The sequence below is a fragment of the Arthrobacter ramosus genome, from assembly GCF_039535095.1.
GTDB classification, from domain to species: Bacteria; Actinomycetota; Actinomycetes; order Actinomycetales; family Micrococcaceae; genus Arthrobacter; species Arthrobacter ramosus.
On sequence record NZ_BAAAWN010000001.1, the window covers coordinates 3,003,941 to 3,020,023 of the forward strand.

Sequence of the window (16,083 nt, forward strand, 5' to 3'; positions counted from 1 at the left end):
CGGCGGGCAGGGAAGTGCGGAAAGTAGGGATGCATTGATGGCAAGTCTTGGCGAACTGGAACGGGCGGTCATGGATCTCCTTTGGGCGGGCCAGGAGGCTGCGACAGCCAACAAACTTCGTGATCTGCTGGCGCAGGATTCTGCCGCCACGGATGGCATTGCAGGACACCAGGGCAAGGACCTCGCAGTCACCACGGTGCTGACAGTCTTATCCCGCCTTGAGAAGAAGGGCCTCGTGGAGCGCGAACGCGGCACCCGCCCGCACCGCTACCAGGCTGTTTCGAGCCGCGCAGACCACACGGCGGACCTCATGCATGAGGCCCTGGGCTCTGCCCCGGACCGCGAAGCCGTGCTGGCGCGGTTCATCGGTTCCGTGAGCGAGAGTGAAGCTGCCACGCTGCGCAAGCTGCTCGGCAAAAACTAAGCACCCATGTTCTGGACCTCATATTTTCTGGCGGTCCTTGCTTTGGTGCTGGCCTGGCCGGTCCCTGTCCTCCTTTCGCGCGCCGAATGGCCGTCACGCGCGCCGTTCATGGCCATGGTCCTCTGGCAAGCCATCGCACTAGCCGGTGGCTTGTCCATGATCGGGGCCATGCTCGTCTACGGGCTTGAGCCCATCGGAGACAACCTCATTGCGGGTCTGCGCTCCTTGGCCGGCATGGTGCTTCACAACGAGCCCACCACGGCACTGGGCTTCTGGCACTTGTTCGCTTTGTCCGCCGCGGCGCTGCTGAGCGCCCATCTCGTCTTTACCCTGCTGCTTACCTACGTCAAGATCGAACGGCAGCGGCGGAGGCACCGCGAACTCCTCGCACTTCTGGCCTCACCGTCCAACGACGGCCCTGGCACCGTGGTCATCAACCACGACTCGCCCGTTGCATACTGCTTACCGGGCGGCGCAAGGTCAGTGACCGTCCTGTCCGACGGCCTCATGGCCGCCCTGGAGCCGGCCGAGTTGAGGGCCGTCCTCATCCACGAAAATGCCCATCTCTCCCAGCGCCACGACCTTCTCTTATGGGCCTTCGCGGCATGGCGCCAGGCACTGCCCTGGTTCCCCACCACGCGACTCGCCCAGGTTGCGGTCAACTCCCTGATCGAAATGCTGGCCGACGATGTGGCCCTGCGCAGCGAGAGCAAGGGAACGCTCATCAAGGCGATCGCGATCGTGGCCAGCGGCTCCGCCCGTCCTGTGGAGCAATTCGCCCCTTCCGGAACAAGCGAGCGGGACTCTTCCCCCGAAGACAGCACCTTGAGCGGGACCGGCGGTGCCGACTCACCGCGTACGACGGCGTCGCGCGTCAGCCGGCTGCTCTCACCCAAGCCGCCACTTCCGGCAGCTCAGCGCGCTTTGGTGCTCGCGGCATCGGCCATGTTGCTCGCGGTGCCGACAGGCCTGCTGATTGTGCCGGGTTTGCTGGGCTGAGCGGGGTTGGATAGGCCTGACGGGCTCGATAGGCCCGCTGACCGCACCAACACTTGATCAGGCGTCGATGCGTTCCCGGTCCAGGTCCGCTGCGCCGGCAATAATGAAGTCCTTGCGCGGGGCGACGTCCGATCCCATCAGCAGGTCAAAGGTGTCCTCCGCCATCTTGGCGTTCTCAATCCCCACCTTGCGCAGGGTGCGATGGCGCGGATCCATGGTGGTCTCGGCGAGCTGCTCGGCGTCCATTTCACCCAGGCCCTTGTAGCGCTGGATCGGTTCCTTGTAGCGCTTGCCTTCCTTGGCGAGCCTGGCCAGCAGGACGTGCAGTTCGGCTTCCGAGTACGTGTAGATCATCTCGTTGGCCTTCTGGCCCGCGTTGATGACTTCCACCCGGTGAAGCGGCGGCACTGCCGCGTATACCCGGCCCTCGTCGATCATCGGACGCATGTACCGGAAGAACAAGGTGAGCAGCAGTGTACGGATGTGCGCGCCGTCGACGTCTGCATCGGTCATCAGGATCACCTTGCCGTACCGGGCGGCGTCGATGTCGAAGCTCCGGCCCGAACCGGCACCCACTACCTGAATAAGGGCTGCGCACTCCGCGTTGGAGAGCATGTCCCCCACCGAGGCCTTCTGCACGTTCAGGATCTTGCCACGGATCGGCAACAACGCTTGGAAGTCCGAGGACCGCGCCAGCTTGGCGGTGCCGAGCGCAGAGTCACCTTCCACGATGAACAGCTCGGAGCGTCCGACGTCGTCCGTCCGGCAATCTGCCAGCTTGGTGGGCATCGACGACGTTTCCAGCGCATTCTTCCGGCGCTGCGTTTCCTTGTGGACGCGGGCCGAGATGCGGGACTTCATCTCGCTGACGATCTTCTCGAGCAGCAGTGCGGACTGGGCCTTGTCGTTGCGGTTCGCCGAGTTCAGGCGCGCAGTGATTTCTTCCTCGACCACCTTGGCAACGATCGCCTTGACGGCCGAAGTGCCCAGGATTTCCTTGGTCTGGCCCTCGAATTGCGGCTCTGCCAAGCGGACCGTCAGCACCGCCGTCAGGCCGGCCAGGATGTCGTCCTTCTCAATCTTGTCGTTGCCCGCTTTGAGCTTGCGTGCGTTCGTTTCGACGGCCTTGCGGAAGGTCTTCAGGAGTGCCTGCTCGAAACCTGCCTGGTGCGTACCGCCCTTGGGCGTCGCGATGATGTTGACGAAGCTCCGCATGCTGGTTTCGTAGCCGATCCCCCAGCGCAGCGCGATGTCCACTTCACAGTCGCGTTCCACTTCGGCGATCTTGCTGTGCCCGTTTTCGTCAAGGACCGGAACAGTTTCCTTGAACTTGCCCGCACCGTGGAGCCGCCAAACATCAGTGACGCCCGAATCCGCGGCGAGGAAGTCGACGAACTCGGAAATGCCGCCGTCGTGATGGAAGACCTCTTGGTGCGGCCCGTTCTCTCCGGGGGTACCGGGGAGCCGGCGCTCGTCGCGCACCGTGAGCTTGAGGCCCGGAACCAGGAATGACGTTTGGCGGGCGCGCGCCGCAAGATCCTCGAGGGAGAACTTCGCGTCCGGGGTGAAGATCTGCCGGTCTGCCCAGTAGCGTATGCGGGTACCGGTGACACCCCGCTTCGCTTTGCCCACGACGTCGAGCACCGAGTTCTCGACGAACGGTTCGAAGACCGACGTCGGGCTCGGCTTCGAGCCGGTGTCCTTGAATCGTCCGGGCTCGCCCCGGCGGAATGACATCTGGTACGTCTTGCCGCCGCGGTCCACCTGCACGTCAAGACGGGCAGAAAGCGCGTTCACAACGGACGCGCCGACGCCGTGCAAACCGCCGGACGCCGTGTAGGAGCCGCCACCGAACTTTCCGCCCGCATGCAGTTTGGTGAAGACGACTTCGACCCCGGTGAGCCCGGTCTTGGGTTCCAGGTCCACGGGGATGCCGCGGCCGTCGTCGTGGATTTCCACCGAGTTGTCCGCGTGCAGGATGATCTGGATGTCATGCCCGAAGCCCGCCAGCGCTTCGTCCACAGAGTTGTCGATGATCTCCCACAGGCAGTGCATGAGGCCGCGTGAGTCGGTGGAGCCGATGTACATACCCGGACGTTTGCGGACCGCCTCCAGGCCTTCCAAAACGGAAAGGTGCCGGGCGTTGTATTCAGAACTCGGTGCCACGGGCGGGGCGCTCCTTCGGGGGTATAACAGAGGCAAAAAACACTTCTCCTAGGCTAGCCGCCCCGGAGCCCGGACGAGAGCTGCCACTCCCAATCGTGCTGGACGCCACTTCCCGGTGTTACGCACATGTGATACGCGGACAGCGAACGTGACCCATCCTTGCCATGGTTTTGCTTCGAATGCTGGTTATATGGATACACAGAACTACTAAGGAGGCCGAACATGACAACAGCAGTTGCAGACCGCACACTCAATGCACTCGACCGGTGCGACCGTTGCGGGGCCCAGGCATATGTCCGCGTTGTACTCGAGTCCTCCGGCGGTGAGCTGCTCTTCTGCGGCCACCACGCACGTGCAGTAGAGGCCACGCTGCGGCCGATGAGCTCGGACTGGCATGACGAGACGGCTCGCCTTCAGGAGAAGGAACCCGTCCTGGCCGACTAGCCATCAACGGCTGGCCCAGCGGCCCGGCTGACAAAATTTCATAGAGACAGCATTTCATAGAGACAGCGGCCCCCTCCGGACGGAGGGGGCCGCTGCGTTAACTTCCCTGCCTGGCCCGGGCTACATCGGCAGCAATCTCCCTGTGCCCTTGGGCATCAAGCCCGGCCACGACCCCGTCAATGTCCTTGTCGGGCCGGTTCTGGCTCAGTTTGGCCTTTGCTTCGATACGGGTGATGACCAACTCGATGCCAACGATCGCACGCAACTGGCCGGAAACATAGCGCTCCGGTGCGTCGTCCACGGACCACGGCCGCTCGGAACGGGCTTCGTTGAGCTTGGTCAGCTGCCTGACATGGTTCCCAAGCCACGCGGCATCGTCATGGACAGCGAGCTTGCCGTAGACGTGCGCGGTGGAGTAGTTCCACGTCGGGACGACGCGCCCGTGCTCTGCCTTCGATGCGTACCAGGAGGGCGAAATGTAGGCGTCCGCGCCCTGGATGATCACGAGTGACTCTCCGATCGCCGGCTCCGACCATTGGGAGTTGGTTCGGGCGAGGTGTCCGTGGAGCGCGCCGTGTTCGCCGATCGATGGATCGTAGATGAGCGGCAGGAAGGTCGCCAGCAGGCCGTGCGACGTCATGGTGACTAGATTCGCCGCACTTGGCCGCGTCAGGAGGTCGTGGATTACGTCGGGACCGGCCGCGAAATGCGCTGGGATGTACATGGTTCTGTTCTTCCTGTCTTGGGACGGCAGTCTTGGTGTTCTGTTGGTCTTCAGCGGCCCGGTTCCGGGCGCTGCGGATTGAGCCGGACCCGGACGGCGACGCCGGCGCAGACGATGACGGCCAGCCCACCGACAATCGTGGTCCAGCCCAGGGATTCGCCGAGCAGCAGTCCTGCCCAGCAAATGCTCAGCACGGGCTGGATGAGTTGTACCTGGCTGACCTTGGCCATGGGTCCAATGGCGAGGCCCCGATACCAGGCGAAGAAGCCAAAGAACATGCTGACGACTCCGAGGTATGCAAAAGCAGCCCACTGGCCCGGTGAGGCTGACGGCGGCTGCTGGGCCAAGGAGAGCGCAGCCAGGCCTGCCATCAGCGGCAATGCCAGGATGAGCGCCCACGATACGGTCTGCCATGCGCCGAGTTCGCGGGCGAGCAGGCCGCCTTCTGCGTAACCGATTGCCGCAGCAATGACAGCTCCGAGGAGCAGCACATCCGCCCGGTCAAGTTGCCCGAACCCACCGGACTGCGCGAATGCGAATGCGATGGCCGCAACGGCGCCTACGGCTGTGACCAGCCAGAAGGCGACAGGCGGATGCTCGCGTCCGCGGAGCACTGCGGCTGTTGCCGTTGCTGCCGGCAACAGGGCGATGACGACGGCACCGTGGCTGGCCGGCGCCGTCGTGAGTGCGAACGAGGTGAGCAAGGGGAAACCAACAACAATCCCGGCGGCAACCACGGCAAGGCGCGCCCATTGCCTGCCTCGAGGAAGGCGCTGCCTCGTGAGCGAGAGGGCGATTGCCGCGAGTATCGCCGCGACGACGGCACGGCCGGAGCCGATGAACAGGGGCGACAGGCCACCAACCGCCATCCGGGTGAGGGGAACGGTGAACGAGAACGCAGCTACTCCAAGGAGGCCCCACCACAGGCCCGTTGCCGAGCGGGACGGTATCACTGGGCGAATTATCGTAGTAGCGCTACTATTGTCTCTCATGAACAACGATAGCAGTTCGAGGATTGTGGCGCGACTACGCGAATGGATCGCCGGGGCCGCGCCGGGATCCCGGCTGCCGTCCAGCCGGTCACTGGTTGCCGAGTACCAGGCCAGCCCTGTGACGGTGCAGAAAGCCTTGCGAGCGCTCACTGCCCAGGGCTTGATCGAGAGCCGGCCCGGTGTCGGCACCTTCGTGCGGGCCGTCCGGACAGCACGCCCCTCGGATTACGGCTGGCAAACTGCAGCACTGCGGGCACCGCAGGCGCCTCCGCGCTCAGCCTCCACCACGATGCGTGACACCTCGAACGCTACTATTGCCTTCCACTCCGGATACCCGGACCGGGAACTCCTGCCGGAGCGGCTTGTGCGGGCCGCTCTCGCCCGCGTGGCCCGCGGCGACGCTGCTTTGTCCCGGCCTCCGGCGCCCGGCCTTCCCGAGTTGCAGTCCTGGTTCGCGCACGAACTCGGCACCGCGACGCCGGCCGGCCTCACCCCGCCAACACCGAGTGACGTCATTGTGCTGCCTGGAAGCCAAGGCGGCCTCAGCTCCATCTTCACTGCATTGGTGGGCCACGGGCAGCCGCTGCTCATGGAATCTCCGAGCTACTGGGGAGCCATCCTGGCGGCCACGCAAGCCGGAGTCCGCATCGTCCCGGTGCCCAGCGGAGCCGATGGGCCGGACCCCGAAGAACTGGCCAGGGCCTTTGAGGAGACGGGCGCACGGTTGTTCTACGCCCAACCGAACTACGCCAACCCCACTGGAGCGCAATGGTCCACCCGTCGGGGCGAAGAAGTCCTGGACGTCGTCCGACAGTACGGTGCGTTCCTCGTCGAGGACGACTGGGCCCACGATTTCGGTATCACGTCGACGCCGGTACCCCTCGCCGCACGTGACGACTCCGGCCACGTGGTCTATCTACGCTCCCTCACGAAAAGCGTTTCACCCGCCATCCGCGTTGCCGCCGTCATCGCGCGCGGCCCCGCCCGCGAACGTATCCTCGCGGACCGCGCGGCCGAGTCGATGTATGTCAGCGGGTTGCTGCAGGCTGCGGCACTCGATGTCGTCACCCAGCCGGCTTGGCAGACGCATCTGCGCAGCCTCCGCCATCAGCTCCAGTCACGCCGCGACCTCCTTGTCTCAAGCCTGCGCGAGCACGCCCCCCAGGCCCATCTCAGCCTCATCCCCAAGGGAGGGCTGAACCTTTGGGCACGCCTGCCCGACGGGACGGACCTCGAAAGGTTGACCCGTGACTGCGAGAGTGCCGGGGTGATGATCGCGGTCGGCACGGAATGGTTCCCGGCCGAACCGGCGGGACCGTTCATCCGGCTCAACTACGCAGGACCCAACCCCTCCGCCTTCCCGGAAGGCGCCCGCATCCTCGGCCAGGCACTCGAACGGAACAGCCCCTAGACGCAAGAAGTGGACCCCCGGGAATCCGGGGGTCCACTTCTTGACGGGCTGTGCCGGTTAGGGCAAGGCGTCCGTTGCTTTAGTCAAGGTAGTCGCGCAGAACCTGCGACCGCGAGGGGTGGCGCAGCTTGGACATCGTCTTCGATTCGATCTGACGAATGCGTTCGCGGGTGACTCCATAGACCTTGCCGATTTCGTCTAAGGTCTTCGGCTGGCCATCGGTAAGGCCGAAACGCATCGCGACGACGCCCGCTTCACGCTCGGACAGGGTATCGAGCACCGAATGCAACTGCTCCTGGAGCAGGGTGAAGCTCACTGCGTCCGCCGGCACAACGGCTTCGGAGTCCTCGATGAGGTCGCCGAATTCTGAATCGCCGTCTTCGCCAAGCGGGGTGTGCAGCGAGATGGGCTCACGGCCGTACTTCTGGACTTCAACGACCTTCTCGGGAGTCATGTCCAGTTCGAGGGCCAGTTCCTCAGGCGTAGGTTCACGTCCAAGGTCCTGCAGCATTTGGCGCTGGACGCGTGCCAGCTTGTTGATGACTTCCACCATGTGCACCGGGATGCGGATGGTTCGAGCCTGGTCAGCCATGGCGCGGGTGATGGCCTGGCGGATCCACCAGGTGGCGTAGGTGGAGAACTTGAAGCCCTTCGTGTAGTCGAACTTCTCCACTGCACGGATCAGGCCCAGGTTTCCTTCCTGGATGAGGTCCAGGAACAGCATGCCGCGGCCGGTGTAGCGCTTGGCCAGGGAGACCACGAGGCGCAGGTTGGCCTCGAGGAGGTGGTTCTTGGCCCTCTTGCCGTCGTGGATGATGAACTCGAGCTCACGCTTGAGCTTCGGGTCCATGGAGCCGTCGTCGGCGTTGATCTTCTCTTCGGCGAAGAGGCCGGCTTCAATGCGGAGTGCAAGATCGACTTCCTGCTCTGCATTCAGCAGGGCAACCTTGCCGATCTGCTTCAGATAGTCCTTGACGGGGTCGGCCGTGGCGCCGGCTGACATGACCTGCTGGACAGGCGCATCGTCGTCGTCGGCATCCGAGTAAACAAAGCCGGAACCGGTCGTGGCAGGCTTCTTGCCCTCTTCGCCTTCTTCGACGTCCTCCGTGAGCTCTGCTTCGTCGGGAACCACGGCGTCAAAATCCTCGGCTTCTTCTTCGGAGTCCTCGTCGGTGCCGGCGGACTTGTTGGCTGCTTCGGCAGCGGCCTTGGCGCCGGGCTTGGGCCCGCGCTTCTTGGGTGCCGGCTTCTCTGCACCTGCAGTCGAAGCATTGGCAGCACGCGTTGCCGCACGCTTCGCAACTGTAGCCGCCTTCTTTTCTTCGGCGGACAGTTCGGCCAGGGCGGCGGGTTCCTTCTCGGCGGAAGACGGGGTCACAGAAAACCTTTCTAGCGGCGGTCTGTGGAATCACCATGGGGGCAACACCACTATGACCCTGTCAAGTCCGTGATCAACATCAAGTGCCATCGCCGACTGCAGAGTCTTTAGGTAAAACTCCCGACGGCGCCTTAATGTTCCCTGAGTTCAGGGGACGTTTACGGCACTTGAAACACGGACCCAACCGGGTCTCGGCAACCATTGTCTCACGGTTTTGGATTCCGGGGGTCGATATCCGCTACCGTGCAGACAATTACGTGCCGCACGGATTTCCCTCAATGACGCGCTCATGGAGTCGCCCCAGGGCCTGGGGTCATGCCGCCGCCCCACCGAACTTCCGCCACGCGGACGACTTGCTTTTGGCCCAACCGCACACCGTTCCGCGCCTCACCACCTCGGCGAGTAATTCCGCAAGCCGATAGCCCTGTTGTTCAGCGTCAGCCTGCGAAAGAAGCTCGTGGGCGAATGAACCGCTCCCCCGGCACCACTGGATCCACCCCCGGATCGTGAGCGTTGCAGCCCGCGCCTCCCCACCACCGTGCCGGGAGAGCTTCGCCAGAACCTGATCCAGGCTCGTCAACCGGTTCCAGTCGGGGTTCTCCGGGTAGAGGCCCAGCAGCACGTCTCCATAGCGCAGGACACTGACGTCCGTGGCCGAAGTCCGCGGTGCTTCCTTGCTACCGGCGGACCCCTTCCCTCCTGGCGGCCTGGCGGCTGCTGGCGCCAGGGAACGGAGCCCGGGCGGAATGACCAAGGCATCCTCTTCATCGTCCTCATGGCCAAAGAAGCCGAAGGCCTCTGCGCCGCCGCAGGCGACGTCTTTCCCTGCAGCCGCCAGGACCACCACGGCGTCGCGCCACGCAGGAACCCTCAGGCTCGCCCGCAGGAACGCCGCGGCCTCGCCGTCGAATTCCTCTGGACTGCTGGAATCGAGGACCTTCGTCCACACATCGAGCATTTCTTCGAATGCCTTCCGGCTCCGCCACCGCCCGAGCAACTCTTCAAGCATGGCGCCTTCCGCACTCATGAACTCCGGATCAAGGACAGGCTGGTCCGCCGGGTCCACCAACCCGGGCGATTCCCTGACGTTGCTCCCCCTGAATACCATTTCCGCGTTGAGCCGGCTGTCCAGGATCTGGTCCACGGGACGGCCGGGACGAGGACAGCACTCGAGATCGGTGCAGAATGCGCTTCGCCAGTAGTCGGAACCAATGAACCAGGCATCCCGCAGCGCCAAACCACGGTGGGCCAGGACGGGTTCCAGGGCTTCCAGCAGGCGCAGCTCGTGTGGCACAACGCCCCCATCGTCCCAACCGTCGTCGCTGAAGAATGCCAAAAGCACGCCGTCGGCGTCATGGTCCGCCTCCAGATACTCACCGATCCTCCGTGAGTACGCGGCAAGCACGCGTTCGGATCTCCCGGGTGGAAGGTCCACGCGGAGGGTGGCGCCGAGTGTCTGCCCGCGCAGCGTGATCGCAACGAGGCTCTCCTTCGGCCAGAGTCCCAAGGCATGCGGAATGAAGCCGAGGATGTCCTCGGGCCGGGAGATGGTCACACGGTTGTCTGCTGTCATGAATCCAGCATCGGCAAAATAATGGGTGGCTGCAGGCCTCAATTGCCCTATGTGGACAAAGGTGTCCGTCAGCGCCTGTGGAGGAACACCGAGGCTACGGCGTGGAGCTCCGCTGCTTCGCGAGCCGTTCCCGGCGCAATTCCACGCGGCGCCGGCGCTGGTTCGCCAACGACACGAGGAGCGGCGGGACGTGTACGCCCTGGGCGGCCATCTGGCGGCGCACTTTGCGACGGGTCATGAGGATCAAGACCGTACCCACAAGCAGGAACAGGAACTGCACGCTCAATGCGATGCGGAAGGACGGCAGCCCGTACAGTTCCCCGCCCGAGAAACCGCCGGTGTGGAGAAGATCGAGGATGAGCCCCACCAAGTAGATCGTCAGGAGCGCCGCAACGAAGCCGCCCACGTTGACGATGCCTGTGGCGGTGCCGATCCTGTGGGAAGGATTGAATGTCCGGGCAAAATCGAAGCCGATCATGGACCCGGGACCGCCGATGGCCAGGGCGACCACCAGCAAGGCAAGCAGCCATAGGGGCGCCCTGCTCGGCAACAGCAGGACCGCAGCCCAGGCAAGTGCGGTAGCCGCCGTGATCAGGAGGACCATGGCCGAGCGCCGCATCGGGTGCCGGGCCACGAAGGTTCCAAACAGCGGCCCCACGAGAATGCTGGTGACTACGAAGAGTCCCATCAAGGCGGACACTGTGGCCGGGTTCAGGCCCTGCGCCGATACCAGGAACGGGTAGCCCCAGGACATGGCGAAGACGTTACCGCTGAACTGGACAGTGAAGTGGCACCAGAGTCCCAAGCGCGTCCCGGGCTGCCGCCAGGCACGGGCCAGGGTCACACCCGTGGCGCGTAGCCCTTGGGCGCTCTCCCGGGGCGGGTGACCCGGCGGAACGTCCCTGAGCAAGGCGAGGACAAGGACGACGGCGAGTGCGGACAACGAGCTCAACGCCAGGAAGGCCGTATTCCAGCCCGCCGAATGAAGGACCAGCGCGAACGGCACCACACTGATGAGCTGGCCTAGCTGGCCCGACATGCCCGTCAGCTGGGTGACGAGAGGAACCCTTGCCGGCGCGAACCAGATCGGCACGAGGCGGATCACGGAGACGAAAGTCATGGCGTCACCGGCGCCGACGAGGACCCGGCCGAGCACGCCTGCCGGAACAGCGTCGGCATAAGCCAGCTGGAGTTGGCCGAGACCCATGAGCACGGCTCCGCTGGCAATCATGGCGCGCGAGCCGAAGCGGTCAACCAGGAGCCCGACCGGTATCTGGAGGCCGGCGTAAACCAGCAGTTGAAGCACCGTGAAGAACGAAATCGCCGCCGCGCTGGCATGGAACCGTTCGGTAGCCTCCAGTCCGGACACACCGAAGGATGTGCGCTGGGCGACTGCCACAAGGTAGGCGAGCACCCCTATCGTCCAAATGAGCCAGGCGCGGGGTGCGTTCACCCTTCCATTATGCCCGGGGCTGTATTAAAGCTGCTTTATGGGCGCGCATCTTTACGTGCGAGATACGCCTCAACCGCCGCCCCCAGGTCCTCGGCGTTGGGCAGTTCGTCGTTCTCGTCGGCGAGCAGGGAACGGCGGACCGTTCCCTCGGCCTTGTCGTCATAGCGGGACTCCAGCTTTGAAACCACCTGCTGGACGTCCTCGGATGCTTCCACTTGTTCGGCGATCTGCCTGCCCACTTCCCTGCCGGCCTCGCGAAGGCGGTCCGTCGGCAGCATCAGGGACGTGGCAGCCCCCAGGTATTCCAGTCCCGCCACCGCTGCCGGCGGGTACTCGGCATCAGCGAGGTAATGCGGAACGTGGATGACGTACCCAGCCACTTTCCGCGCGGCTTCGGTCAACCGCAATTCCAGGATGTGGCCGATGGCCGAAGGAACCTCGACAGTCGGCCTCCATGTGGAAATGCCCTCGATGAGTTCCGGGCGGTTTCCGTGCACCGTCACGCCAACCGGCCGGGTGTGCGGAACAGGCATGGGAATAGAGTGGATCCAAGTCACCAGGTTGACGTCCAGTTTTTCCACGATCCCGACGACGGCCCGCGCGAAACGCTCCCACTGCAGGTCCGGTTCAAAACCGGCAAGCAGGAGGAACGGCTCGCCCAAGCCGTCGTTCAGCTTGTAAAGCGCCAGTTGGGGGGCTTTGTAGTCCTCCAGATGGTCTTCGACAAAGCTGATGTGCGGACGGCGCGCGCGGTAGTCGATGAGCTGGTCAGCGTCGAACACAGCCACGGTTTCGACTTCGAGCTTATCCAGCAGTTCCCGGTTGATCTGCTGGACCACGTGTCCGGCATCAGCGAATCCGGTGAAGCCCATCAGCATATTGAGGCCCCTGATATCCGGGCTGTGGAAGAGCTCGATGTTGCTCGCGTAGAGCGACTCAGGGTCAAGGAGTGAGCCGGAAATCCGTTCAAACACGGCATGTTCCTTTCGCAGTTTCAAGTTCTTGGAGGAGCAGGCGGCTGCACACCGCAGCAGACGCCTCGGCGGCCGGCCACGCTCCATGTATTGGTACAACGCCCCGGACCGGTCGCGCATTCCTGTCGGCCAATGTGCCGCAACTCTCATTTGATTGCTTTCCCGCGCAACAGACAGACTACGATCGAGACGTGCCGCCGTGTGCGGACCCAAGCAACTACCGACGTTGTCACAAGCGGACAACCGAGGGGTACCAGGGCCGGGCGCCTAACATGCAGCCCGGCCAAGCCATGCAGAGAGAGATGAGGACAAATCCTCGTGGTGAAGACTACAGACATCACCCTTGGCACTATCGCCAAGGACCTGAAGAAGGCGCCCAGCGACGCACTCGTGATAGCCGTCGGTCAGGGGGAAGACGGGCCGGTACTGCTCGGGAACCCGCTGGGGGCGAAGGCCGCGGAAACCCTCGCGGCTTCATTGAGCCTGCTCGGCATCACGGGAGCAGCCGATCAGGTACACCGTCTGCCGGGTCTTCCGGAGACCGGTTCGGGCGTCCTCGTCCTGGCAGGTGTCGGCAAGGTCGCCGACGACGCCCTCCTCGCCGAGGAAACCCTGCGCCGGGCTGCGGGATCCGCCGTCCGCCAACTGGCCGGTCTGTCCTCCGTGACCCTGGCCCTCCCGACGGCGTCCCTCGCCGACGTCGCGGCCGTCGCCGAAGGCGCCGTGCTGGGTTCCTATTCCTATACAGAGCACCGCTCCAGCAAGGACGGCCTCAAGGATCCGGTCGGCAAGGTCCTGATCCACACGGCGTTTGACGGCAAGGACGTCCAGCCCGCGCTCGATCGGGCATTGCTCGTGGGACGCGCGGTCAACGCCACCCGCACCCTGGTCAACCAGCCTCCGAGCCACCTTTACCCGGAGTCCTTTGCCGAAGCAGCCAAGGAACTCTCCAAGGGACTGCCCGTCAAGGTCACCGTGTGGGACGAAAAGCGCCTCGAAAAGGACGGTTTCGGCGGAATCCTGGGCGTCGGAAAGGGTTCAACCCGCCAGCCGCGCCTCGTCAAGGTGGAGTACGCTCCGGCGAAGGCCACCAAGAAGATCGCGCTTGTCGGCAAAGGCATCACTTTTGACACAGGCGGCATTTCCATCAAGCCGGCCCTCGGCATGGGCGACATGAAGAGCGACATGGCGGGCGCCGCCGTCGTACTTAATGCCGTCCTGGCCGTCGCGGGGCTCGGGTTGCCCGTCAAGGTGACCGCGTGGCTCTGCATCGCCGAGAACATGCCCTCCGGCGCTGCACAGCGCCCGGCTGACGTCCTCACCGTGTACGGCGGCAAGACGGTCGAGGTCCTCAACACCGACGCCGAGGGACGCCTGGTCATGGCGGACGGAATCGTCGCGGCCAGCCTCGAGCAGCCGGACGTCATCATCGACGTCGCGACACTGACGGGTGCCCAGCTGATCGCCCTCGGCAACCGCACCGCCGGTCTCATGGGTTCCGACGCCGTCACGGGCGCCCTCAAGTCCGCGGCGGACCGCGCGGGCGAACTTGTCTGGCCGATGCCGCTGCCGGAAGAACTGCGGGCCAGCCTCGACTCGCAGGTGGCGGACATCGCCAACATCGGCGAACGCCACGGCGGAATGATGACCGCGGCCGTGTTCCTGCGCGAGTTCGTCGGCAACGACGCCGAGGGCAAGCAGATCCCCTGGGCCCACGTCGACATCGCCGGCCCGTCCTTCAACAACGGCAGCCCCTACGGCTACACGCCCAAGCAAGGCACCGGCTGCACCGTCAGGACGCTGCTCGCCTACGTCGAAGACGTGCTGGCCACGGCCTAAGCCGGTCACCAAGTGGGGCCGGTTTTTGACCGGCCCCACGGCCCGACGTGAGTCTGGCCACAAGCGCCCCACAAAAGCCTCGGCAGGGTGGAGCATGGATAAGTGGTTCGCTAAGGTGAACCACGGTAGTCACAAATGCAAGAGAACTTCGGTGCTGGCATAATCGCGGCAGTACAAGTTCCAAGACCAGATGACGCGTAGTCGCGTGTCATCGCTCACGCGAGGAGCGTCCTAGTGGCCGATCAGGCAACTGCGCAAGAATTCGACATCCTGGTACTCGGTGGCGGCAGCGGCGGCTACGCCACGGCTCTGCGTGCCGTTCAGCTTGGTTTCACCGTTGGTCTCGTCGAGAAGGCAAAGCTCGGCGGAACCTGCCTGCACAACGGGTGTATCCCCACCAAGGCCCTGCTGCACTCGGCCGAACTGGCGGACCACGCACGCGATTCCGCCAAGTACGGCGTCAATGTCACGTTGGACAGCATCGACATCACTGCCGTGAACGCTTACAAGGACGGAATCGTCGCCGGTAAGTACAAGGGCCTGCAGGGACTCATCAAGTCCAAGGGCATCACGGTCATCGAAGGCGAAGGCAAGCTGCAGGGCACCGACACCGTCGTCGTGAACGGCACAGCCTACAAGGGCAAGAACATCGTCCTTGCCACGGGTTCCTACTCCCGTTCCCTGCCCGGCCTGGAAATCGGCGGCCGCGTCATCACGTCCGATGAAGCGCTGACCATGGACTACATCCCCAAGAGCGTCATCGTGCTCGGCGGCGGCGTCATCGGCGTCGAATTCGCTTCCGTGTGGAAGTCCTTCGGCGTCGACGTCACGATCGTTGAAGGCCTCCCCTCCCTCGTTCCCAACGAAGACACTGCCATCGTCAAGAACCTTGAGCGCGCCTTCAAGAAGCGCGGCATCAAGTTCAGCACCGGCGTCTTCTTCCAGGGCGTCGAGCAGAATGACAACGGCGTCAAGGTCACCCTGGTTGACGGGCAGACCTTCGAGGCCGATCTCCTCCTGGTTGCCGTGGGCCGCGGCCCCGTCACTGCCAACCTTGGTTACGAAGAGGCAGGCGTCACCCTCGACCGCGGCTTCGTCATCACCAACGAACGCCTGCACACCGGCGTCGGCAACGTCTACGCCGTCGGCGACATCGTCCCCGGCGTCCAGTTGGCCCACCGCGGGTACCAGCAGGGCATCTTCGTCGCCGAAGAGATCGCGGGCCTGAACCCGGTGGTCGTCGAAGACGTGAACGTCCCGAAGGTCACCTTCTGCGAACCTGAAATCGCCACTGTTGGCTACACCGAAAAGGGCGCCAAGGAGAAGTTCGGCGAGGACCAGGTCCAGACCCAGGAATACAACCTGGCCGGCAACGGCAAGAGCTCCATCCTCGGCACGGGCGGCATCGTGAAGGTCGTCCGCCAGAAGGACGGCCCGGTCGTCGGTATCCACATGATCGGTTCCCGCATGGGCGAGCAGATCGGCGAAGCACAGCTGATCGTCAACTGGGAAGCACACCCGGAGGACGTGGCGCAGTTCATCCACGCTCACCCGACGCAGAACGAGACCCTGGGCGAAGTCCACCTCGCACTGGCAGGCAAGCCGCTCCACGGCTAAGTCTTTAGCAAGACACCCGGTCCTGCGCCCGCACGAACTGCGGGCGCAGGACCCCAGCAGGCAACACTCATCCGCACTAAAGATCAATA

Annotated in this window: 13 protein-coding genes; 6 read left to right on the forward strand and 7 right to left on the reverse strand. The window is 64.2% G+C overall.

What is annotated here, in order from left to right:
• The first annotated feature begins 37 nt into the window (after positions 1 to 37).
• Positions 38 to 424, forward strand: coding sequence for a BlaI/MecI/CopY family transcriptional regulator (locus ABD742_RS13940; RefSeq protein WP_078105520.1), 387 nt, complete (start codon positions 38 to 40; stop codon positions 422 to 424).
• 6 nt (positions 425 to 430) lie between these two features.
• Complete coding sequence (locus ABD742_RS13945; protein ID WP_234750061.1) at positions 431 to 1,423, forward strand: M56 family metallopeptidase; 993 nt, start codon at positions 431 to 433, stop codon at positions 1,421 to 1,423.
• A 57-nt stretch (positions 1,424 to 1,480) separates the two neighbouring features.
• On the opposite strand, the gene ABD742_RS13950 is transcribed toward ABD742_RS13945, so the two are convergent.
• On the reverse strand, positions 1,481 to 3,589 hold the full coding sequence (locus ABD742_RS13950; protein WP_234750052.1) for a DNA gyrase/topoisomerase IV subunit B: 2,109 nt from the start codon (positions 3,587 to 3,589) through the stop codon (positions 1,481 to 1,483).
• Between the two features lie 222 nt (positions 3,590 to 3,811).
• Between ABD742_RS13950 and ABD742_RS13955 the strand changes: the two genes are divergently transcribed.
• Positions 3,812 to 4,033 carry a DUF7455 domain-containing protein gene (locus ABD742_RS13955; protein WP_234750042.1) on the forward strand — a complete coding sequence of 74 codons (222 nt, stop codon included), beginning with the start codon at positions 3,812 to 3,814 and terminating at the stop codon, positions 4,031 to 4,033.
• Positions 4,034 to 4,130: 97 nt separating this feature from the next.
• Here ABD742_RS13955 and ABD742_RS13960 read toward each other — a convergent pair whose 3' ends face one another.
• Together ABD742_RS13960 and ABD742_RS13965 are read right to left on the reverse strand one after the other, a co-directional pair.
• Positions 4,131 to 4,757: an FMN-binding negative transcriptional regulator gene (locus tag ABD742_RS13960; RefSeq protein ID WP_234750040.1), complete on the reverse strand. Its 627-nt coding sequence runs from the start codon at positions 4,755 to 4,757 to the stop codon at positions 4,131 to 4,133.
• A gap of 50 nt (positions 4,758 to 4,807) precedes the next feature.
• A complete protein-coding gene (locus tag ABD742_RS13965; protein WP_234750038.1) occupies positions 4,808 to 5,749 on the reverse strand; it encodes a DMT family transporter in 942 nt (313 codons plus the stop codon).
• Between ABD742_RS13965 and ABD742_RS13970 the strand changes: the two genes are divergently transcribed.
• Complete coding sequence (locus tag ABD742_RS13970) at positions 5,748 to 7,160, forward strand: aminotransferase-like domain-containing protein (protein ID WP_234750036.1); 1,413 nt, start codon at positions 5,748 to 5,750, stop codon at positions 7,158 to 7,160. The two genes, ABD742_RS13965 and ABD742_RS13970, sit on opposite strands and share 2 nt — an antisense overlap.
• A gap of 79 nt (positions 7,161 to 7,239) precedes the next feature.
• Here ABD742_RS13970 and ABD742_RS13975 read toward each other — a convergent pair whose 3' ends face one another.
• The 4 genes from ABD742_RS13975 to ABD742_RS13990 all read right to left on the reverse strand — a co-directional run bounded on the left by ABD742_RS13975 (position 7,240) and on the right by ABD742_RS13990 (position 12,538).
• A complete protein-coding gene (locus tag ABD742_RS13975; RefSeq protein WP_234750034.1) occupies positions 7,240 to 8,538 on the reverse strand; it encodes an RNA polymerase sigma factor in 1,299 nt (432 codons plus the stop codon).
• A gap of 313 nt (positions 8,539 to 8,851) precedes the next feature.
• Entirely contained in the window at positions 8,852 to 10,111 is a 1,260-nt protein-coding gene (locus ABD742_RS13980; protein WP_234750032.1) for a DUF4192 domain-containing protein, read from the reverse strand.
• Between the two features lie 94 nt (positions 10,112 to 10,205).
• A complete protein-coding gene (locus ABD742_RS13985) occupies positions 10,206 to 11,564 on the reverse strand; it encodes an MFS transporter (protein WP_234750030.1) in 1,359 nt (452 codons plus the stop codon).
• Between the two features lie 35 nt (positions 11,565 to 11,599).
• Positions 11,600 to 12,538, reverse strand: a complete 939-nt coding sequence (locus ABD742_RS13990) for a proteasome assembly chaperone family protein (RefSeq protein WP_234750028.1) — start codon at positions 12,536 to 12,538, stop codon at positions 11,600 to 11,602.
• Between the two features lie 318 nt (positions 12,539 to 12,856).
• On the opposite strand from ABD742_RS13990, the gene ABD742_RS13995 reads away from it, so the two are divergent.
• Both ABD742_RS13995 and lpdA read left to right on the forward strand, forming a co-directional pair.
• Positions 12,857 to 14,377 carry a leucyl aminopeptidase gene (locus ABD742_RS13995; protein WP_234750026.1) on the forward strand — a complete coding sequence of 507 codons (1,521 nt, stop codon included), beginning with the start codon at positions 12,857 to 12,859 and terminating at the stop codon, positions 14,375 to 14,377.
• 234 nt (positions 14,378 to 14,611) lie between these two features.
• Entirely contained in the window at positions 14,612 to 15,994 is a 1,383-nt protein-coding gene (lpdA, locus tag ABD742_RS14000; RefSeq protein WP_234750024.1) for a dihydrolipoyl dehydrogenase, read from the forward strand.
• Positions 15,995 to 16,083 lie beyond the last annotated feature (89 nt).